The organism is Streptacidiphilus jeojiense (assembly GCF_000719095.1).
Taxonomy (GTDB): Bacteria; Actinomycetota; Actinomycetes; order Streptomycetales; family Streptomycetaceae; genus Streptacidiphilus; species Streptacidiphilus jeojiensis.
The window spans coordinates 290,779-311,180 of the sequence record NZ_JOEH01000016.1; the positions used below are offsets into that span (position 1 = coordinate 290,779).

The 20,402-nt window shown below is 71.1% G+C and carries 18 protein-coding genes; 7 read left to right on the forward strand and 11 right to left on the reverse strand.

Annotation, left to right across the window (positions count from 1 at the left end; translation table 11 throughout):
* Window positions 1–79 precede the first annotated feature (79 nt).
* Complete coding sequence (locus IF29_RS0122285) at window positions 80–1,051, reverse strand: 4-hydroxy-3-methylbut-2-enyl diphosphate reductase (RefSeq protein ID WP_030257798.1); 972 nt, start codon at window positions 1,049–1,051, stop codon at window positions 80–82.
* Window positions 1,052–1,155: 104 nt separating this feature from the next.
* Between IF29_RS0122285 and xseA the strand changes: the two genes are divergently transcribed.
* From xseA to IF29_RS0122300, 3 genes are all read left to right on the forward strand, one after another.
* Window positions 1,156–2,367 carry an exodeoxyribonuclease VII large subunit gene (gene xseA / locus IF29_RS0122290; RefSeq protein ID WP_030257799.1) on the forward strand — a complete coding sequence of 404 codons (1,212 nt, stop codon included), beginning with the start codon at window positions 1,156–1,158 and terminating at the stop codon, window positions 2,365–2,367.
* 46 nt (window positions 2,368–2,413) lie between these two features.
* The gene (locus IF29_RS0122295) at window positions 2,414–2,656 is read left to right on the forward strand and encodes an exodeoxyribonuclease VII small subunit (RefSeq protein WP_030257802.1); all 243 of its coding nucleotides are present in this window, start codon (window positions 2,414–2,416) and stop codon (window positions 2,654–2,656) included.
* Window positions 2,657–2,793: 137 nt separating this feature from the next.
* The gene (locus tag IF29_RS0122300) at window positions 2,794–3,393 is read left to right on the forward strand and encodes a malonic semialdehyde reductase (protein ID WP_030257804.1); all 600 of its coding nucleotides are present in this window, start codon (window positions 2,794–2,796) and stop codon (window positions 3,391–3,393) included.
* A 56-nt stretch (window positions 3,394–3,449) separates the two neighbouring features.
* On the opposite strand, the gene IF29_RS0122305 is transcribed toward IF29_RS0122300, so the two are convergent.
* Entirely contained in the window at window positions 3,450–4,019 is a 570-nt protein-coding gene (locus tag IF29_RS0122305) for a DUF4245 domain-containing protein (RefSeq protein WP_232242343.1), read from the reverse strand.
* Between the two features lie 194 nt (window positions 4,020–4,213).
* Between IF29_RS0122305 and glpX the strand changes: the two genes are divergently transcribed.
* Window positions 4,214–5,260: a class II fructose-bisphosphatase gene (glpX, locus tag IF29_RS0122310; RefSeq protein ID WP_030257808.1), complete on the forward strand. Its 1,047-nt coding sequence runs from the start codon at window positions 4,214–4,216 to the stop codon at window positions 5,258–5,260.
* A gap of 25 nt (window positions 5,261–5,285) precedes the next feature.
* Here the strand turns inward: glpX and IF29_RS0122315 are convergent, their stop codons facing one another.
* Entirely contained in the window at window positions 5,286–5,642 is a 357-nt protein-coding gene (locus IF29_RS0122315; RefSeq protein WP_030257810.1) for a WhiB family transcriptional regulator, read from the reverse strand.
* 127 nt (window positions 5,643–5,769) lie between these two features.
* A complete protein-coding gene (locus tag IF29_RS0122320; RefSeq protein ID WP_030257812.1) occupies window positions 5,770–6,504 on the reverse strand; it encodes a DUF1707 SHOCT-like domain-containing protein in 735 nt (244 codons plus the stop codon).
* 138 nt (window positions 6,505–6,642) lie between these two features.
* On the opposite strand from IF29_RS0122320, the gene IF29_RS0122325 reads away from it, so the two are divergent.
* Window positions 6,643–8,295 (forward strand): fumarate hydratase, encoded by a 1,653-nt coding sequence (locus IF29_RS0122325; RefSeq protein WP_030257818.1) that lies wholly within the window; start codon window positions 6,643–6,645, stop codon window positions 8,293–8,295.
* Window positions 8,296–8,375: 80 nt separating this feature from the next.
* Entirely contained in the window at window positions 8,376–9,770 is a 1,395-nt protein-coding gene (locus IF29_RS0122330; protein ID WP_030257821.1) for a class II fumarate hydratase, read from the forward strand.
* A gap of 83 nt (window positions 9,771–9,853) precedes the next feature.
* Here IF29_RS0122330 and IF29_RS0122335 read toward each other — a convergent pair whose 3' ends face one another.
* A complete protein-coding gene (locus IF29_RS0122335; RefSeq protein WP_037596179.1) occupies window positions 9,854–11,836 on the reverse strand; it encodes a glycosyl hydrolase family 18 protein in 1,983 nt (660 codons plus the stop codon).
* A 317-nt stretch (window positions 11,837–12,153) separates the two neighbouring features.
* On the opposite strand from IF29_RS0122335, the gene IF29_RS0122340 reads away from it, so the two are divergent.
* Window positions 12,154–13,002, forward strand: coding sequence for an SAM-dependent methyltransferase (locus IF29_RS0122340; protein WP_198037528.1), 849 nt, complete (start codon window positions 12,154–12,156; stop codon window positions 13,000–13,002).
* Window positions 13,003–13,017: 15 nt separating this feature from the next.
* Here the strand turns inward: IF29_RS0122340 and IF29_RS0122345 are convergent, their stop codons facing one another.
* The 6 genes from IF29_RS0122345 to IF29_RS0122370 all read right to left on the reverse strand — a co-directional run bounded on the left by IF29_RS0122345 (window position 13,018) and on the right by IF29_RS0122370 (window position 20,279).
* On the reverse strand, window positions 13,018–13,983 hold the full coding sequence (locus IF29_RS0122345) for a pirin family protein (RefSeq protein ID WP_030257826.1): 966 nt from the start codon (window positions 13,981–13,983) through the stop codon (window positions 13,018–13,020).
* An 11-nt stretch (window positions 13,984–13,994) separates the two neighbouring features.
* A complete protein-coding gene (locus tag IF29_RS42295; RefSeq protein ID WP_051725671.1) occupies window positions 13,995–14,711 on the reverse strand; it encodes an HNH endonuclease family protein in 717 nt (238 codons plus the stop codon).
* Entirely contained in the window at window positions 14,711–16,078 is a 1,368-nt protein-coding gene (locus IF29_RS0122355) for an AAA family ATPase (protein WP_030257831.1), read from the reverse strand. Before IF29_RS0122355 ends, IF29_RS42295 begins: the two co-directional genes overlap by 1 nt.
* Before the next feature lie 95 nt (window positions 16,079–16,173).
* Entirely contained in the window at window positions 16,174–17,496 is a 1,323-nt protein-coding gene (locus tag IF29_RS0122360; RefSeq protein WP_063757562.1) for an AI-2E family transporter, read from the reverse strand.
* A 322-nt stretch (window positions 17,497–17,818) separates the two neighbouring features.
* The gene (locus tag IF29_RS0122365; protein ID WP_030257836.1) at window positions 17,819–18,505 is read right to left on the reverse strand and encodes a lytic transglycosylase domain-containing protein; all 687 of its coding nucleotides are present in this window, start codon (window positions 18,503–18,505) and stop codon (window positions 17,819–17,821) included.
* Between the two features lie 442 nt (window positions 18,506–18,947).
* Entirely contained in the window at window positions 18,948–20,279 is a 1,332-nt protein-coding gene (locus tag IF29_RS0122370) for a PhoH family protein (RefSeq protein WP_030257839.1), read from the reverse strand.
* Between the last annotated feature and the right edge of the window lie 123 nt (window positions 20,280–20,402).

Here is a 20,402-nt window from a genome sequence, read left to right on the forward strand (position 1 = left end):
CTGTTCGTCGTTGAACCCGATAACGCCAACGTAGGACCTACCCCGCCAAGCCGCCTCACGTACCCGGATCTGTACGGCCCTACTTGCCTGCGGCCTCCGCGCGGAGGTCCCGGCGGAGCTCCTTGGGCAGGGAGAACTGAATGTGCTCGTCCGCGGTGCGGACCACCTCGACGTCGCCGAAGCCCCGCGCGGCCAGCCACTCCAGCACGCCGTCGACCAGGATCTCCGGGACCGAGGCGCCGCTGGTGACGCCGATGGTGCTGACGCCCTCCAGCCAGGCCTCGTCGATCTCGTCGGCGAAGTCGACCAGGTGGGCGGCCTTGGCGCCGGCCTCCAGGGAGACCTCGACCAGCCGCACCGAGTTGGAGGAGTTGCGCGAACCGACCACGACGACCAGGTCGGACTCGGCCGCGATCTGCTTGATCACGACCTGCCGGTTCTGCGTGGCGTAGCAGATGTCGTCGCTGGGCGGGCTGGTCAGCAGCGGGAAGCGGGTCTTCAGCGCGCCGACGGTGGCCATCGCCTCGTCCACCGAGAGCGTGGTCTGCGACAGCCACACCACCTTGGACTCGTCCCTGACCTGCACCTTGTCGACGTCACCCGGACCGTCCACCAGGTGGGTCCGCTCGGGCGCCTCGCCCATCGTCCCGATGACCTCCTCGTGGCCCTCGTGGCCGATCAGCAGGATGTCGTAGTCCTCCTCCGCGTAGCGGAGGGCCTCCTTGTGCACCTTGGTGACCAGCGGGCAGGTGGCGTCGATGGTGGCCAGCTTGCCGCGCTGGGCCTCGTCGTGGACCGAGGGGGCCACGCCGTGGGCCGAGAAGACCACGATGTTGCCCTCGGGGACCTCCTCGGTGGCGCCGACGAAGATGACGCCCTTCTTCTCCAGCGTCTGCACGACGTACTTGTTGTGGACGATCTCGTTGCGGACGTAGATGGGGGCCCCGTACTGCTCCAGAGCCTTCTCCACGGCGATGACGGCACGGTCGACACCGGCGCAGTAGCCCCGCGGGGCGGCGAGCAGGACACGGCGGGATGCGGTAGCAGGCATGGGGCCCAGCCTACCGGCAGGGGGCGCCGGCCCCAGGGGCGACCGGACGGCGGCGGCCGGTCGTGGCTCTCGGCACTGTCGGACCCTGCCGATAGTCTCGACGCATGGCCTTGGACACTTCGGCGGACACCCCCATCCCGGTGGCGAAGGTGTCCCAGCTCATCGGCGGCTGGATCAACCGTCTCGGCGCGGTCTGGGTGGAGGGTCAGATCACCCAGCTGAGCCGGCGTCCCGGCGCCGGGGTGGTCTTCCTGACGCTGCGTGACCCCTCCGAGGACGTCTCGCTCTCGGTGACCTGCTACCGGGCCGTCTTCGACCCGGTGGCGGAACTGGTGACCGAGGGTTCGCGGGTGGTCGTGCACGCCAAGCCCGAGTGGTACGGGCCGCGCGGCACGCTGTCGCTGCGTGCCGCCGAGATCCGGCTGGTCGGTCTGGGCGACCTGCTGGCGCGGCTGGAACTGCTGAAGCGCACGCTGGGCGCGGAGGGGCTGTTCGCCGCCGAGCGCAAGAAGCCGCTGCCGTTCCTGCCGCAGTGCATCGGCCTGGTGACCGGGCGCGCGTCCGCCGCCGAGCGCGACGTGCTGCAGAACGCGCGACGGCGCTGGCCCGCGGTCCGCTTCGAGGTCCGCAACGTCCCGGTGCAGGGCGTGCACGCGGTCCCCGAGGTGATCGCGGCCGTCAAGGAGCTGGACGAGCATCCGGACGTGGACGTGATCATCGTCGCCCGGGGCGGCGGCAGCGTGGAGGACCTGCTGCCGTTCTCCGACGAGCAGCTGGTCCGCGCCGTCGCGGCGGCCCGGACCCCGGTGGTCAGCGCCATCGGCCACGAGCCGGACCAGCCGCTGCTGGACTTCGTCGCCGACCTGCGGGCCTCCACCCCCACCGACGCCGCCAAGCGGGTCGTCCCGGACGTGCGGGAGGAGCTGTCCCGGGTGCACGGGCTGCGCGACCGGGCCAGGTACGGCATCCAGGCCCGGCTGGAGCGGGAGCGCAGCGGGCTGGCCTCGGTGCGCAGCCGGCCGGTGCTGGCCGCGCCCCACCGGATGGTGGACGAGCGGGCCGCCGAGCTGAGCACCCTGCTGGACCGTTCCCGGCGGACCCTGGGCCACCGGCTGGACCGGGCCGTCTCCGAGCTGGAGCACACGCTGGCCCGGGTGGTCGCCCTCTCCCCCGCGGCGACGCTGCAGCGCGGGTACGCGGTGCTGCAGCGGGAGGGCGGCGCGGTGGTGCGCGACCCGGCGCAGGTCGCCTCCGGCGAGCGGCTGCGGGCCCGGGTGGCCGAGGGCGAGTTCGCGGTGACGGTGGATCAGGGCTGAGCCCGCGCCGGACCGAAATGTCGGTGGCGGCCCCTACGCTGGGGGCATGGCAAAGAAGTCGGCGGGTGAGGCAGCGGTGGACGACACCCTGGGCTACGAGCAGGCGCGGGACGCCCTGCTGGAGGTCGTCCGGACGCTGGAGACCGGGGGGACGTCGCTGGAGGAGTCGCTGGCCCTGTGGGAGCGCGGGGAGCAGCTGGCGAAGACCTGCGAGCGCTGGCTGGACGGCGCGAAGGCCCGGCTGGACGCCGCGCTGGCCGAGGGCGAGGAGCAGTCCGAGACGGACTGAGCGCTGCCGACCTGGGGTGATCCACGTCACGCGGGCAGGGGTGCCCTTGGGAAATAGTTGAAAGTTCACCTATGTTGGTACCCGTGACGGCGGCGCACCTGCCGTCCCTCCACAGGTACACATCGCAAAGGTGAATCATGTCTGACGCTCTGGTACTCGACGCCGCCGCCCAGGATCTGCTGTTCCGCGAGGCCCGCACCGCCAACACCTTCACTGACGAGCCGGTCAGCGACGAGCAGATCCAGGCGATCTACGACCTGGTGAAGTTCGGCCCGACCGCGTTCAACCAGCAGCCGCTGCGCATCGTCCTGGTCCGCTCCGCCGAGGCCCGTGAGCGCCTGGTCGGCCACATGGCCGACGGCAACAAGGCCAAGACCGCCACCGCGCCGCTGGTCGCCGTCGTCGCCGCCGACCACGAGTTCCACGAGGAGCTGCCGGCCCAGTTCCCGGCCTTCCCGCAGGCCAAGGACCTCTTCTTCACCGAGCGTCCGGTCCGCGAGGCCTCCAGCTCCTTCAACGCCGCCCTCCAGGTCGGCTACTTCGTCGTCGGCATCCGCGCCGCGGGCCTGGCCGCCGGCCCGATGACCGGCTTCGACGCCGCAGGCATCAACAAGGACTTCTTCCCGGACGGCGACCACTCCGTGCTGGCCGTCATCAACATCGGCAAGCCGGGCGAGGACGCCTGGTACCCGCGCAACCCCCGCCTGACCTTCGACGAGGCCGTCACCACCGTCTGACGCCAGGTGTGCGAATGCCCCGGCCGTGTTCACGGCCGGGGCATTCGTGCGTCGTGCTACTTCAGCGTCGCGGCGAACTTCTCCAGGCCGGCGAAGGACTCGGTGCCGGTCACCACGGTGGTCACCTTGTCGGTCTGCAGCACCAGGGCCCGGTAGCGGTCGCCCTGGTAGTGGCTCCAGACCTGGCCGTCGACCGTGCTGGTGGCGGTCTGCTTCACGCCGTTGGTCGTCGCGTCCGCGAGGAACGCGGCCGCCGGGCCGTTGCTCTGGCGCACCGCGACGTACTGCTTGGCCGGGTCGATGAAGCCGAGCGTCCACTCGGCGTTCTGCGGGTCGGCGCCGTCGTACTCGACGGCCGTGGCGTTCCAGCCGGAGGGCAGCCCTGTCGGCGCCAGCACCTGGTACGGGGCCGCGCGCTCGGCCGAGTCCAGTGCGGCCTGGTACTGCACCGGGTGCACCCCGTCGCCGCCGCTGTGCGGGACGAAGTAGTAGATCACGAAGCCCGCCGCCATCACCGCGAGCAGCGACAGGATCATGTCGCGCACGGACTTCCCGGCCATGCCCGGCCGCTTCTGGGTCTTGGTGGGTGCTGTCCCGGTCTGCGCCGGCGCGCTCTCAGTTGCCACGCCTCCATGGTGGCCCATGCCCCGCGGGGGTGTCCGCACCGGGGTGCCGAACCGCCGCATTCCGGGCCCCGACCGGGGCCGATGCCGTGTGCCGCCTGGTCGGGGTGCCCCAGGCCACAGACATCCGCGCAGGTCACGGATAGGCTCGCAGCACCCTCATCCGGCCGTCGTCGTACAAGAGAGGTACGCAACCGATGACCGAAAACCAGCACCACAACCACGCTCTTCCCTCATCCCTGGAGGTCGCCCCCGAGGCGCCCGATCGCAACCTCGCCCTCGAACTCGTCCGCGTGACCGAGGCCGCCGCCATGGCGGCCGGCCGCTGGGTAGGACGTGGCGACAAGAACGGCGCCGACGGCGCCGCCGTTCGCGCCATGCGCACCCTGGTCCAGACCGTCTCCATGAACGGCGTCGTCGTGATCGGCGAGGGCGAGAAGGACGACGCGCCCATGCTCTTCAACGGCGAGCGGATCGGTGACGGCACCGGTGCCGAGTGCGACGTCGCCGTGGACCCGGTGGACGGCACCACCCTCACCGCCAAGGGCATGCCCAACGCAGTCGCGGTGCTCGCCGTCGCCGACCGGGGCACCATGTACGACCCCAGCGCGGTCTTCTACATGGACAAGCTGGTCGCCGGCCCGGACGCGGCCGGACTGGTCGACATCACCGCCCCGGTCGAGCACAACGTCCGCGCGGTGGCCAGGGCCAAGGGCTCCGCGCCCGAGGACGTCACGGTGGTGCTGCTGGACCGCCCGCGGCACGAGCAGCTGGCGGCCGAGATCCGGGCCACCGGCGCCCGGATCAAGTTCATCTCGGACGGCGACGTGGCCGGCGCCGTCATGGCCGTCCGCGAGGGCACCGGCGTCGACCTGCTGCTGGGCATCGGCGGGACGCCCGAGGGCATCATCGCGGCCTGCGCCATAAAGTGTCTGGGCGGTGTGATCCAGGGCCGGCTGTGGCCCAAGGACGAGGCGGAGCGCCGCAAGGCGCTGGACGCCGGACACGACCTGGACCGGGTGCTGCACACCGACGACCTGGTCAGCGGCGACAACGTGTTCTTCGTCGCCACCGGAATCACCGACGGCGAGCTGCTGCGCGGCGTGCACTACAAGTCGGAGACGGCGACCACCAGTTCACTGGTGATGCGGTCCAAGAGCGGGACCATCCGACAGATCGACAGCACCCACAAGCTGTCCAAGCTGCGTGCCTACAGCGCGATCGACTTCGACCGTGCTCGCTAGGCGGTAGCCCAGAACTGACGGGCGCTCAGCCCGCGGCGGCGATCTGGCTGCCGACCCGCGCCGCCTCCCGGAGCTCCTGCTCCCGGCGGCGGCGCCGGGCGAGCACCACCCGGCGCTCGGCGGCGGTCAGGCCGCCCCAGACGCCGTAGGGCTCGGGTTGCAGCAGCGCGTGCTCCCGGCACTCCAGCAGCACCGGGCAGCGGGCGCAGACCCGCTTCGCCTGCTCCTCGCGCGCCAGCCGGGCCGCCGTCGGCTCCTTCGAGGGGGCGAAGAACAGGCCCGCCTCGTCGCGGCGGCAGGCCGCGTTGGAATGCCATGGGCTGTCATCCGCCGGTCCGCGTTGTGCCGGGACGTGTGCAACATGCGCACGGGGGTCGTCCATACGGGCCTGTATCGGATGAAGCACGACGCACTCCTGACGACAGCGGCGAATGCTCGGTGTGTGAGGCCAGAACTACCCCGCCGCCGACCGATTCATGCATTGCGCACACAATCCGACGCGCGGTTCGTCAGCCCTCGCCGGCGTCCAGGAACTTGCGCGCCTTCTCCCGTGCTTTCGCCGCGAGCTTGTTCGGCTTGCGGCGCTTCGCCTCGACCCCGCCGAACACCGCGGCACCCTTGATGGTCACCACCGGGCCGTGCGGATCGGGGCTCTCCTGCTGCTTCACGTCGAAGCCGCCGAAGATCCCGGCACCGCCGCCGCGCAGGGTCACATGCTCCGGGACCTTGATCTCCACGCCGCCGAAGACCGCGGTGCAGTGGATCTCCAGCTCAGGTGCGTCGAACACCGCCTCGGTCAGGTCGATCTCCACCCCGCCGAAGATCGCCACGGCCTTGAGCATCCGCCCGGCCCGGAAGCGGCCCTTGCGCTCGGCCCCGCCGAAGATCGCCACCATGGACTCGGGCTCGGAGCGGGACGGCAGCGGGGGCCGGCCGGACTGCGGCGCCGGCCGCGTGGCGGTGGAGGCCGCACCCGCCGTCGGCATCCCCTGCTGGGTGGCGTGGTGCGAGGGCAGGTCCCGGGTCAGCGGTACCAGCTCGCCCAGGGTCTTCGCCGCGTACACCGCGTCCACCCGCTCGCCGTGCTCCTCCGCGGTCAACCGGCCCTCCGCGTAGGCCTCGCGCAGCGCCTCGGCGACACGTTCGCGGTCGGCGTCGGAAGCACGCAGTTCGGCCGCCGCCGGGTCGGCGTAGGGCTTCTTCAACGGATCCGGAACGGGCTTCGGCACGGGTGAGTTGTCCACAGGGTGAGGATAGTCACCCTGCCACCCTCCATGACAGCCCCGGCAGCCCCGATCAGTACCCTGGGGAGGGCTCCGCCACGGCTGCCGGAGCTCGGAGCCCGCCGCCGAGCTCCGATCGCCGAAGAATGAGGACCCACGATGCCGGACTTCGCCTACACCGACCTGCTGCCGCTCGGCACGGACCCCACCCCGTACCGGCTGCTCACCAGCGAGGGTGTCTCCACCTTCGAGGCGAACGGGCGGCGCTTCCTGCAGGTCGAGCCCGAGGCGCTGCGGCTGCTCGCGGCCGAGGCGATGCACGACATCTCGCACCTGCTGCGCCCGGCGCACCTGGCCCAGCTGCGCCGCATCCTGGACGATCCCGAGGCCAGCCCCAACGACCGCTTCGTCGCCCTGGACCTGCTGAAGAACGCCAACATCGCGGCCGGCGGCGTGCTGCCGATGTGCCAGGACACCGGCACCGCGATCGTGATGGGCAAGCGCGGCCAGAACGTGCTCACCGAGGGCGGCGACGAGGCGGCGCTCTCCCGCGGCATCTACGACGCCTACACCAAGCTCAACCTGCGCTACTCGCAGATGGCCCCGCTGACCATGTGGGACGAGAAGAACACCGGCAGCAACCTCCCGGCACAGGTCGAGCTGTACGCGACGGACGGCGACGCCTACAGGTTCCTGTTCATGGCCAAGGGCGGCGGCAGCGCCAACAAGTCGTACCTCTACCAGGAGACCAAGGCGATCCTCAACGAGTCGTCGATGATGGCCTTCCTGGAGCAGAAGATCCGCTCGCTGGGGACGGCCGCCTGCCCGCCGTACCACCTGGCGATCGTGGTCGGCGGCACCAGCGCCGAGTTCGCCCTGAAGACGGCCAAGTACGCCTCGGCCCACTACCTGGACACCCTCCCCACCGAGGGCTCCCCCACCGGCCACGGCTTCCGCGACCTGGAGCTGGAGGCGCGGGTGCAGGAACTGACCCAGAAGATCGGCATCGGCGCCCAGTTCGGCGGCAAGTACTTCTGCCACGACGTCCGGGTCATCCGGCTGCCCCGGCACGGCGCCTCGCTGCCGGTCGCGATGGCCGTCTCCTGCTCGGCCGACCGCCAGGCGCTGGGCAAGATCACCGCGGAGGGCGTCTTCCTGGAGCAGTTGGAGACCGACCCGGCCAAGTACCTCCCGGAGACCACCGACGAGCACCTGGACGATGCCGTCGTCCGGATCGACCTCAACCAGCCGATGAGCGAGATCCGCAGCGAGCTCAGCAAGCACCCGGTGAAGACCCGGCTCTCGCTGACCGGCACCCTGGTCGTCGCGCGCGACATCGCCCACGCCAAGATCAAGGAGCGGCTGGACGCGGGCGAGGGCATGCCGCAGTACCTCAAGGACCACCCGGTCTACTACGCCGGCCCGGCCAAGACCCCCGAGGGCTACGCCTCCGGCTCCTTCGGCCCGACCACGGCGGGCCGGATGGACTCCTACGTCGACCAGTTCCAGGCGGCCGGCGGCTCCATGGTCATGCTCGCCAAGGGCAACCGCTCCCAGCAGGTCACCGACGCCTGCGCCAAGCACGGCGGCTTCTACCTCGGCTCCATCGGCGGCCCCGCCGCCCGGCTCGCCCTGGACTGCATCAAGAAGGTCGAGGTGCTGGAGTACGCCGAGCTCGGCATGGAGGCGGTCTGGCGCATCGAGGTCGTCGACTTCCCGGCCTTCGTGGTCGTCGACGACAAGGGCAACGACTTCTTCACCGACCCGGGTGCGGCGGCGCAGCCGCTGATCACCAGCATTCCGGTGCGGTAGTTCGTCCGGACGGGGGTGGAGCGGGGGAACACCAGCTCCGCCCCCGTCGCTGTGGGTAGACGGAGGTCATGACCATGAACATGGATGCAACCGACGGCTACCGGATCGAGCACGACTCGATGGGCGAGGTGCGGGTTCCCAAGGACGCCAAGTGGGGGGCGCAGACCCAGCGGGCGGTGGAGAACTTCCCCGTCTCCGGGCAGCGGCTGGAGCGGGCGCACATCGAGGCGCTGGCGCGGATCAAGGCGGCGGCGGCCCGGGTCAACGGTGAGCTCGGGGTGCTGGACGGCGACGTGGCCGAGGCCGTCGCCGCGGCGGCCGAGGAGGTGGCGTCGGGGCGCTGGGACGGGGAGTTCCCCATCGACGTGTTCCAGACCGGTTCCGGGACCTCGTCCAACATGAACGCCAACGAGGTGATCGCGGCGCTGGCCGCCGAGCGGCTCGGGGCGCCGGTGCACCCCAACGACCACGTCAACGCCAGCCAGTCGTCCAACGACGTCTTCCCCAGCTCGATCCACATCGCGGCCACCGCCGCCGTCACCCATGACCTGGTCCCCGCGCTGGAGCACCTGGCCGAGGCGCTGGAGCGCAAGGCGGTGGAGTTCGCGGCCGCGGTGAAGTCCGGCCGGACCCATCTGATGGACGCCACGCCGGTGACCCTGGGGCAGGAGTTCGGCGGGTACGCCGCCCAGGTCAGGTACGGAGTCGAGCGGCTGCGGGCGACGCTGCCCCGGGTGGCCGAGCTGCCGCTGGGCGGGACGGCCGTGGGCACCGGGATCAACACCCCGCCCGGCTTCTCGGCCGCGGTGATCGCCGAGGTCGCCCGGGCCACCGGGCTGCCGCTGACCGAGGCGCGGAACCACTTCGAGGCGCAGGGCGCACGGGACGGCCTGGTGGAGCTGAGCGGCCAGCTGCGCACCGTCGCGGTCGGGTTCACGAAGATCGCCAACGATCTGCGCTGGATGGGCTCGGGACCGCGCACCGGGCTGGGCGAGATCAACCTGCCCGACCTCCAGCCCGGCTCGTCGATCATGCCGGGCAAGGTCAACCCGGTGATCCCCGAGGCCGTGGTGATGGTCGCCGCGCAGGTGGTCGGCAATGACGCGACGGTGGCGACGGCCGGCGCGGCGGGCAACTTCGAGCTCAATGTGATGCTGCCGGTGATCGCCAGGAACCTGCTGGAGTCGGTCCGGCTGCTGGCCAACGTCGCCCGGCTGCTGGCCGACCGCACGGTGGACGGCATCACCGCCAACGTGGGGCGGATGCGCGAGCTGGCCGAGTCCTCGCCCTCCGTGGTCACCCCGCTGAACCGCTACATCGGCTACGAGGAGGCGGCGAAGGTCGCCAAGCAGTCGCTGGCCGAGCTGAAGACGATCCGTCAGGTGGTGCTGGAGCGCGGCTACGTCGACCGCGGCGAGCTGACGGAGCAGCAGCTGGACACGGCCCTGGACGTGCTGGGCATGACCCGGCCCTGACCGCGCGTGGGGGAAGCGGTCAGGGCCGGGCCGTCGGATGCCGGCTGAGGGCTGACAGGTGGTGACAGCCGGCATCCGACTACTCAGGCGACGGCGATGTCGTCGGCCGAGTAGGCGCTCTGGCCGTACCACCCGTGGATGTAGAGGGTGACCGAGGTGGACGAGCCAGTGGTGAAGGTGACGGTCAGCTTCTGCCAGGTGGAGCCGGGACTGGCCCAGGTGCTGGCCGTGGCCCCGCCGCTGACGCCCAGGTAGACGTAGTTGCCCTGGATCCACCCGGTGAGGGTGTAGGCCGTGTTGGCCTTGAGTGTCAGCGTCTGCTGGCACTGGGCGGTGTCACTGGACGTCGGCGTCGCCGTGAGGGCGTGGCTGCCGCTGTGGACGGTGCTGCTCTGGACGGTGGCGCCGCCCGCTGCGGAGCAGGTCCAGGGGGACAGCGAGCCGGTCTCGAAGCCGCCGTTGACGACTGCTCCGCCGGTGGGCGGGGCGGTGGTCGGCGGTGCGGTGGTCGGCGGCGCCGTCGTGGGCGGGGCGGTGGTGGGAGGCGCCGTGGTCGGCGGAGCCGTGGTGGGCGGGGCCGTGGTCGGCGGCGCGGTGGTCGGCGGGGCCGGGCAGCTGGACGCCGAGCCGTTGGTGTCGGCCACGGTGTCGTTGAAGAGCGTCGCCGCCGGGTCCAGGTCGTACATCGAGAACATCATGGTTCCGCCCAGGCCGTTGCAGTGCAGGTAGTTGGCGGTGGCCTGGATGGACTGGGCGTCCTCACCGCTCCAGAAGTTGCTGCCGTCGTAGAAGTAGGCGGCCTGCGCGGTCGGATCCCAGAAGGTGTCGGCCGCGTTGTCGACCACCCCGGTCAGCTCCTTGTACATCCGCACGCCCGCGACGTTGCCGGAGTCGGCCGCGCCGGTCGCCGGACCGGTCGCGGTCTGGAACAGGCCGTGGTTGCTGCCGGCTGGCACCCCGGTCCAGCCCCGGTAGTAGAACGGGATGCCCAGGGTCAGCTTGCCCGGTGGGAAGCCGCCGGTGATGCCGTACTGGGAGTCGCCGACGGTGTAGGCCTTCACCGCCTCGTCCACCGAGTACTTGGCGGTGCCGGGGGCGATCGGGGTCATCGGGTCGTTCGGTCCGGAGTACAGCGGCGCCTGGTGGTTGGTGGGCCCGGTGGGCTCCCAGCCGCCGTGCATGTCGTAGGTCATGGCGTCGCCGAAGGTCAGGTACTGGCCGATCTTGTTGGTCTCGATGCTCTGGATCTTGTCCTGGCCGGACGGCAGGGCGGCGCTGAGGGCGTAGGTCTTGCCGTCGGCAGTGCCCTGGGTGTTGAGCTCGCTGCGGAACTCCGCGAGCAGCGCGGTGAAGTTGGCCTTGTCCGCGGTGCTGGAGTGGTTGCCGGTGTGGCCGCCGCCGCCCGGGTACTCCCAGTCGATGTCGAAGCCGTCGAAGATGCCCTTGCCGGTGCCGGCCCCGCCGTAGCCGTTCTGCGAGGGCAGGTTGCCCTTGATGAACATGTCGATGCAGGAGGACACCAGCGCCTTGCGGGAGGCGTCGGTCGCCGCGGCGTCGGAGAAGTACTTGGAGTAGGTCCAACCGCCGATCGACAGCAGGATCTTGAGGTTGGGGTTCTTCGCCTTGAGCTCCTGGAGCTGGTGGAAGTTGCCCACGATCGGCATGTTGTAAGCGTCCGAGGTGCCGTCGACGCTGATGCTGGAGTCGTAGGACTTGCCGTAGTCGGCGAAGGAGTCGCCCGCGCCGTCACCGGCGTTGGGGTTGGTCTCGTCCTGCGAGGCGGCCGAGTTGGCCTCGAAGCAGGTGTGCGAGGTCGGGTCGATGTTCTCGAAGTCGTAGATCAGGTAGTCGAGTTTGGGCGCGATGCCCTCGGTCTGCAGGTTCTTGGGATAGAAGGCGTTCTGGTAGATCGACCACTGGTCGAAGTACCCGATCTTCAGCCCGCCGCTGGTGGCAGCGGCGCCGGTGGTATTGGTCGCCGGGGCCACCGTGGCGGCCCCGGCCGAGGTGGCCAGCAGCGACGCGGACAGCCCGACCAGGGCTGCCGCGACGGTGGCGACGGTCATGCCGAGCCGCCGTGGACCACGGCGCGGCCGGTCGGGACCGCGTGTGGACTGCTGCACGGGCTGCCGCATGGAACGGCGCATGGACTGGTGCATGGTGCGTCCTCCCGAAGTGGGGGATGAGGGGGACGTGAGCGCATGCGCATGCGTTGGGCAGGTACCTGCCACTCAATGTGGTACAGACCAATCACTCCGTCAAGGGTCTGGACCAATAAGGTGACTGACTGCCGGTTATGATCAGATCGTCGGCCCTACAGTGGCCGAGAGCGGTCCCGTACGGACAAGGGTGGTCGGCGATGACCGATAGCGCGTCGGGGTGGATGAGCACAGCCGTGCGTCTTGAGCCGATCCAGCCGGTGGACCTGCGGACCGACCGTCCGCAGTCGGCACGGATGTACGACTTCCTGCTCGGCGGGAAGACCAACTTCCCGGTGGACCGCGCGGTCGCCGAGCAGGCGCTGGCCGCCTACCCCGGGCTGCGCACGGTGACCCGGATGAACCGGGCCTTCATGCGGATCGCGGTGGAGTTCCTGGCCAGGCAGGGGATCACCCAGTTCCTGGACATCGGCACCGGCATCCCGACCACGCCCAATGTGCACGAGATCGCCCAGGGCATCCACCCGGACGCCCGCATCGTCTACACCGACAACGACCCGATCGTGCTCGCCCACGCCCGTGCGCTGCTCACCGGGACCACCGGCGAGGGCCGGGTGGACTACATCGAGGCGGACCTGCGGCAGCCGCAGCAGATCCTCGGCCACAGCTGCCTGACCGGCGAGCAGCCGGCGCTCGACCTGGACCGCCCGGTCGCACTGCAGCTGATCTCGGTGCTGCACTTCGTCCCGGACCAGGACGAACCGTACGCCCTGGTCCGGGAGTTGCTGAAGCCGCTGGCCCCCGGCAGCTACCTGGTGCTGTCGCACGCCACCGCCGACAGCAACCCGGAGGCGGTCAACCGGGGCGCGGACACCTACCGCGCGGCGGGCGTCCGCTTCCAGACCCGCGACCGCGCCGAGGTCGAGGCCTTCGCGGACGGCCTGGAGCTGCTCGCCCCCGGCGTCGCCACGCCCACCACCTGGTGGCCCGCCTTCGCCGGGGACGCCGCACTCCCCTACGCCGACGACCCGGCCGTCGACGACGCCTACCTGCTGATCGCCCGCAAACCCTGATCCCCGGGGTTCAGCTCAGCGCACTCGGCCGCGCGGCTTCAGCGGCAGGTCGGGAAGGGCCGGGGCGGGGATGGGGGCGCCGTCGTAGCCGTGCACCTCGCCGAAGCGGGAGCCGGTCATCCAGGCCTCGCGGGCCTCGGTGATCTCGTCGCCGCTGCGGGCCACGAAGTTCCACCACATCACCAGCTTCTCCTCGAACGGCTCGCCGCCGAGCAGCAGCAGGCCGCTGTCGGCCGCGGCGCGCAGCGGCAGCTCGCGGCGTCCGCAGCCCAGGTAGAGCATCGAGCCGCGCTGCACCGGCACCCCGTCCACCTCGGCGTCGCCCGACATCACCAGCACCGCGTACTCGAAGTCGGGCTGCAGCGGCAGCCGCGCCGAGGCGCCGGCGGCCAGCGTGAGGTCGGCGCCGACCAGCGGCGAGTAGGTCCGGCCCGGCGAGCGGGCGCCGTCGAGCTCGCCCATGATCACGGTGGCGTGCAGCCCGGGCGCGGTGACCTCGGGCAGCACCGGGTGGTGCTCGAAGTGCGGCTCGGTGTGCCGGTCCGCGTCGGGGAGGGCCACCCAGAGCTGCGCGCCGTGCAGCAGCGGGGAGTGCGGGGACGGGGACTGCTCGGAGTGCGCGATGGCCCGACCCGCCGTCATCAGCCCAAGCTCGCGCGGCCGGACGGTGGCCAGGCTGCCGAGGCTGTCCCGGTGCTGCACCTCGCCGTCGTGCAGCCAGCTGACGGTCTGCAGGCCGATGTGCGGGTGCGGGGCCACCTGCATCCCCGGCTCGCTGGCGATGTCGTCGGGCCCGTAGTGGTCCACGAAGCACCAGGCGCCGACCATCCTCCGCCCCAGGTTCGGCAGCAGCCGCCGCACCACGGTGCTGCCACCCAGCGGCACCTGCCGGCCCGTCAGCAGCTCGTGCACCGGCTCCGCCGCAACGTCCTCACGCCCACCGCACACCCGCGCCTGCGGCGCGGTCTCCAGGTTGCTCATACCATCGCACCTTAGCCGGAACGGCGGGCCAGCCAACGCAGGCTCTCCCGTTCGGGCTCCCCCATGACCAGGGCGGCACCGGGCTGCTCGCGCAGCGCCTGCATCGCATGCAGCACGTCGGCGAAGGGCTGGATCGCCAGCGCGTCCGCCACCTGGCCGGCCTCCGCACCCTGCGCGGAACCGAGCTGGTGGTGGATGTCGCGCAGCATGGACCGGCAGCGGACGAAGGCCGCCGCCCTCCCGTCCACCAGTGCCCTCCGGTTCAGACCGAAGACGTCGATGGTGACCGCGCCCTTCTCCGAACGCGGCCGGTACTCCCCGGACCGCAGCACCAGTTGTAGGTGGTCCGCCGGATCCTCCTGGGTGGGATCGACCAGGAGGCAGTCGCCGGAGGCGTCGACGGGGAAGCGGTCGCGTTTGTGGTTGCTGTTGCAGTGCGTGCAGGCCAGCAGGTGGTTGACCCAGACGAACGCCTTCAGCGGGTTCCGGGCCAGCGGCTCGAAGTGGTCGATGGACGCACCGTGGCTGTCCCCGCAGTACATGCACCGCTGGACGCCGGGGGCCATCCGCTCCAGCGCCTCGCGCAACTGCCTGCGTAACGCGGCCGCCCCCGACCAGGCCCGGCGCGCCTGCTCGGCGGTGGCACCGCTGCGGACCAGGGCGGCGGTGCGCGACACCAGCCGGCGGTCCAGCCGCTCCTCCAGGGCCGGCCTCCTCAGTGGGATCATCAGCGCCGGGCCAGGCGGGCGGACACCTCGATCACCCGGGCGCTGAGCGAACTGTTGAGCTTGCTGCTCAGCTCCTCGTACTCGGCGAGCTCCGCCTCGGAGGCCGCGCCGTTGAGCACCCGGCCCTCCAGATCGCCGATCCGCCGGCGGGCCCGCTCGGCCACGGCGGAGTACGGGCTCTCCAGCCCGAACAGCTCGGAGAGCACGGCGTCGTCCCCGCTCCCGTAGACCACCCGGCTGTAGAGGTCGTCGTCGACGACCTCCGGAGCGGCGTCCTCGTCCGGCGCAGCCAGGCGGATCAGGCCGCCGGGGTCCGCCGCCTGGCAGACGTAGGGGCTGTGGGTGGTGACGATGAACTGGATCCGCGGGAAGTGCGTCCTCAGCCAGTCACCGACGCGCTGCTGCCAGGTGACGTGCAGATGCGCGTCGACCTCGTCGATGAGCACCACCCCGGCCCTGGGGACGACCACCCGACCGTCCTTGCGCTCCACCACCGGTTCGGCCGGGTGCAGCGGGCCGAGCGTCTCCCAGACCAGGTTGACCACCATGGCGACAGCCGTCCGGTAGCCGTCGCTCATCTCCTGCAGCGCGAACTCCCGCCCGCCGCGCTCGACCCACAGACCCTGCGAGTCGACCCGGGAGACCCGGAACCCGTCCGGGAGCAGTCCGTCGCCGAGCAGGGCCAGCACCGCGTCGATGATCTCGGCCGAGCCCGCCCGCCCCTCCAGGCTGCGGTGGTGCTCACCGACCAGCCAGGCCACCCCTTCGGCAAGGGCGGCGTCGTTGTCGAAGAGGGTGGCGAAGGTGGCGGCGTCCTGCCCGCCGTCCCTGGCCAGGCGCCGGAACGGACCGTAGCCGACGAACATCCCGTCGGTCAGGCTGTCCCACTCCGGGTCGGCGATCGCGACGCGCACCGGTTTCCGGCCCCGGCCGCCTGTGGACCGCAGGGTGAGCCTGCGGTTCCAGACCGGCTGCGGGGGGCGCTTGCCGGAACGGCTCCTGGCGTCGACCCAGACGCACTCGGTACGGATCTCCCCGTGCCCGGCCCCGTCCGCCGGCCTGCCGCTGCCCGGCCTGCCGCCCAGCAGGAACTCGATGTCGTCCGGGTCGGCGTCCATGGTCAGCCGGATCCGGCTGGGCGTCGCCGTCGGCCACGCGTGCAGGTCGGGGGCGAGCGGATAGGCCACGGACGGGGTGCACAGAGCTATTGCGAGCGCCTTGAGCAGGGTCGACTTCCCGGAACCGTTGCGGCCGGCCAGAACCGTCCAGCCGGCGTGGGTCCCATCGGGGCGGGTGAGCGCCAGATCGACCGAGCGGGCCCCGTGGAACCCGCGGATCCCGTCGATCTGGACTCTCGACACGTACACCCGTGGTCTCCCCTTCCGTGCCGCCGGCCGTCACGGGCCGCTGTGACGAGACTAGCCGGACCGGCAGCGCGACGAGCGTCCTGCGGAGCCGGGTCCTAGGTCTGCGGCGGCTGGTCGTGCACGCTCGCCGCGGCGTCGGCCTCGGCGGCGATCAGTGCGGCCCGGACGTCCTCGTCGACGTGCTGGCGGGTCTTCAGGTAGCCGACCGTGGTGTTGGTGACGGCGACCAGGGGGACGGCGACCACCGCGCCGCCGATGCCGCCGATCACCGATCCGATGGTCACCGACAGCACCACCGCGATGGGGTGCACCCGGACCGCGCGGCCCAGGATCAGCGGCTGCAGCAGGTGGCCCTCGATCTGCTGCACCGCCAGCAGCACCGCCAGCACCATCGCCGCGGTGAACACCCCGTTGGTCACCAGCCCGATCAGCACCGCGACGGTGCCGGTGACCAGGGCCCCGACCAGCGGGACGAAGGCACCGAGGAAGATCAGCACCGAGATCGGCAGCGCCAGCGGCACCCCGAGCAGATAGATGCCGATGCCGATCGACGCCGAGTCGATGAACGCCACCAGCACCGTGCCCCGGACGTAGGCGGTCAGCGTGGACCAGGCCCGCGGCCCGGCCCCGGCCATCCCGCGCCGGGCGCTCGGCGGGAACAGCCGCAGCAGCCAGCCCCAGATCCGCTCGCCGTCGTAGATCAGGAAGAAGGTGCAGAACGCCGCGAGGAACACCCCGGTCAGGATCTCGATCACGATGCCCACGGTGGAGAAGCCGAAGGAGGTGATCTGGTCGCTGTTGGTGCCGATCGCCTTGGACAGCTGCCCCGCGAACTCGTTGATCTGTTTGTCGGTCAGATGCATCGGCCCGTGGGTGAGCCAGGTGCGGATCTGCGAGATGCCGTTCTGGACCTTGCCGGTGACCTCGTTGAGGTTGGTGGTCACCTGCCAGCCGACGAACCAGCCGACCAGGCCGATGCCGATCAGGCCCCCGATGAAGGTCATCGCGGCGGCCAGCCCCCTGGGCACCCCGTGCCGCCGCAGCCAGGCCACGGTGGGCTGCAGCAGCGCGCTGATCAGCAGCGCCGCGATGAAGGCGAAGGCGACGATGCGCAGCGTCTGGACCACGCGGAACAGCACGTAGACGCCGGCGCCGACGATCAGCAGCCGCCACATCAGCTCGGCGGTGACCCTGAGCGACCAGGGCACGGCCTCGGTCGGGCTGCTGGGCCTGGCGGGATAGTGCGACAGGCCGTTCTCCACCGCGGGGAGGGCCGGGACCGGCGGCGGGTCGTTGCGGTGTTCGGCGACCTTGACGTCGGCCTCGACCTCGCGGCGCCGGTGCTCCAGCCGCGAGGCGATCCGCGAGAGCAGCGACGCCCCCCAAGCCACCGGTCCGCTGTGCTGCTCGCCTGGCATCGCCGCCCCGCCCCCTTCACACCCGATAGCCCCGTGAACCAGATGAAGTCCGCGCCCCGAACGCTACCCGGTGCTCACAGCGGTCACCGGGGCGGCCCACCGGAAAGCTGAGCCGGTCATCCTTCGACAGCTGATCGGAAAATCCGGTCATTCTTGGCTTTATGGGTTTAGCCGGACAGAGATCGGGGGACGACCAGCATCAAGGCCGCTCCGCACACGGCGGCCGTTCCGTGGGAGATGTATCGAAGCCCCCGATCGGACAGGGATCGGGGGCTTCAACATGTCCGCGCGGCCGCGCCCTGCACGGCCTCGGGGCTACTCGTCAGTACGACTGGTGGACCTGCCAGTAGGCCCAGGCGTCGCACGGGCTGCCGTAGCGCGAGTCCATGTAGCTCAGGCCCCACTTGATCTGGGTCGCCGGATTGGTGCGCCAGTCCGATCCCGCCGAGGCCATCTTGCTCCCCGGCAGGGCCTGGACCAGGCCGTACGCGCCGGAGCTGGCATTGGTGGCGGTGTAGTCCCAGCCGCTCTCGCGCTCGACGATGTTGCTGAAGCAGGTGAACTGCGAGGCCGGGACGATCGACTGGGCTATCGCCTGCGCCGAACCGGCGGTGTAGGTCTTGGTGACGGCCTCGCGGGCGGCGGCACGGCTGGCCGCGGCCTCCGCGTCGGCGCGGGCCTTGGCGGCCTTCGCAGCGGCGGCGGCCTTGTCCGCGTCGGACTTGGCCTTGGCGACCTGGGCGGCCTTGATCCGGGCGGCTTCGGCGGCGGCCTTCTGCGCGGCTGCGGTGGCGGACGCCTGCTGGGCGTCGGCCTGCATGGCGATGTTCTCGCTCACCGTCTGGGCCTGCTCGCCGGACGGGATCTCGGCGAGAAGAGTGGATCCTGCGACATCGGCTGTCTGAACGGTGGGCTTGGTGTCGCCGGAGGCGACGCCGACCACGGCTCCGACGGCAGTGACGGCGGTGGCGGAGGCCACAGCCACACCCCGAACCGAAATCCGGTTCACACGGTTTCCTTCCAGCGTCGTCCGTGTGGTGACCGCACGGACGAACCCCACCCCTGACGCTGGCCTCCCCGCTGCGATGGTCACGGGAGACACGGGCCCGGAGCGCCTCGAAGGGAACGGGGCGCCAACGAACTCGGGCGGCGTACGACCGGACTTTTCACTCTGACGAGTGGTCAGTCCTGTCCCACGCGGGGCCTGACAGAACCCACACCTTGCCCGACTCGGACGGCCCGGCGCAATTCCCGGTTGCGTGGTGAAGCTCACATGGCGGATGGGGCAGGAAGTTCGGCCGAACCCCTGTGGGACAGCTGGTGCCATGGTTACGATCGGACAACTTTGCCTCCGCGCCGAACCACAACAAGGGGCGCGAGGAACTGCGCTGCCAACCATGCACCTAGGTGCACCGTCAGCCCGCAGCTCCCCGCGCCCCGGCCCGCAAGGCTCAGCTGTGGATGTCCTCCAGCAACTCCGTGACCAACGCGGCGATCGGCGACCGCTCCGACCGGTTCAAGGTCACATGTGCGAACAGCGGATGCCCCTTCAGCTTCTCCACCACCGCGACGACCCCGTCGTACCGCCCGACCCGCAGGTTGTCCCGCTGCGCCACGTCGTGGGTGAGCACCACCCGCGACCCCTGGCCGATCCGGGACAGCACCGTCAGCAGGACGTTCCGCTCCAGCGACTGCGCCTCGTCCACGATCACGAAGGCGTCGTGCAGCGAGCGCCCGCGGATGTGGGTGAGCGGGAGGACCTCCAGCATCCCCCGGGACAGCACCTCCTCGATCACGTCCGGCGTGGTCACCGCGGAGAGGGTGTCGAAGACCGCCTGGGCCCAGGGGCTCATCTTCTCCGACTCGGAACCGGGCAGGTATCCCAGCTCCTGCCCGCCCACCGCGTACAGCGGCCGGAAGACCATCACCTTGCGGTGCTGCCGGCGCTCCAGCACGGCGTCCAGCCCGGCGCACAGCGCCAGCGCCGACTTGCCGGTGCCGGCCCGTCCGCCCATCGAGATGATGCCGATGTCCGGGTCCTGGAGCAGGTCCAGCGCGATCCGCTGCTCCGCGCTGCGGCCGCGCAGCCCGAAGACGTCGCGGTCCCCGCGCACCAGGCGCACCCTGCCGTCCGGCGTGACCCGTCCCAGGGCCTTGCCGCGCTCCGAGGTCAGCACCAGGCCGGTGTGCACCGGCAGCTCGCGCACCTCGGGGATGTCGACGGTGTCGGCGCTCCCGGCCTCGAACAGGGCGTCGACCTGTTCGCCGGAGACTGCCTGCTCGTGCATACCAGTCCAGCCGGAGGTGATCGCCAGTTCGGCGCGGTACTCCTCCGCGAGCAGGCCGACCGAGCTGGCCTTGACCCGCATCGGCAGGTCCTTGGAGACGACGGTGACGTCGTAGCCCTCGGCCTGCAGGTTGCGGGCGACCGCCAGGATGCGGCTGTCGCTGTCCCCGAGCCGGTAGCCGGCCGGGAGGACGGACGGATCGGTGTGGTTCAGCTCGACCCGGATCGTTCCGCCGACGTCGCCCACGGGAATGGGGGCGTCGAGCCGTCCGTAGCGGACCCGGTAGTCGTCCAGCAGGCGCAGCGCCTGGCGGGCGAAGTAGCCGAGTTCCGGGTGGTGCCGCTTGGCCTCCAACTCCGTGACCACGACCACGGGGAGCACGACCTCGTGCTCCTCGAATCGCGTCATCGCGTTCGGGTCGGCCAGCAGAACGCTGGTGTCGAGGACGTACGTGCGCCGGTCTTGCTCACTCCGGCGGCTCTTGGAGCTGACCACAGGGCCTCCCGGGCGGACGACCTGCTGTCATCCGCGGTTCGCCGGACCCTCGGGCCCCGATGGCCGAGGTCACGGTCTGACCCGGTTATTCCCCGGCTCGCCCGAACCCATGCCGATGGAAAC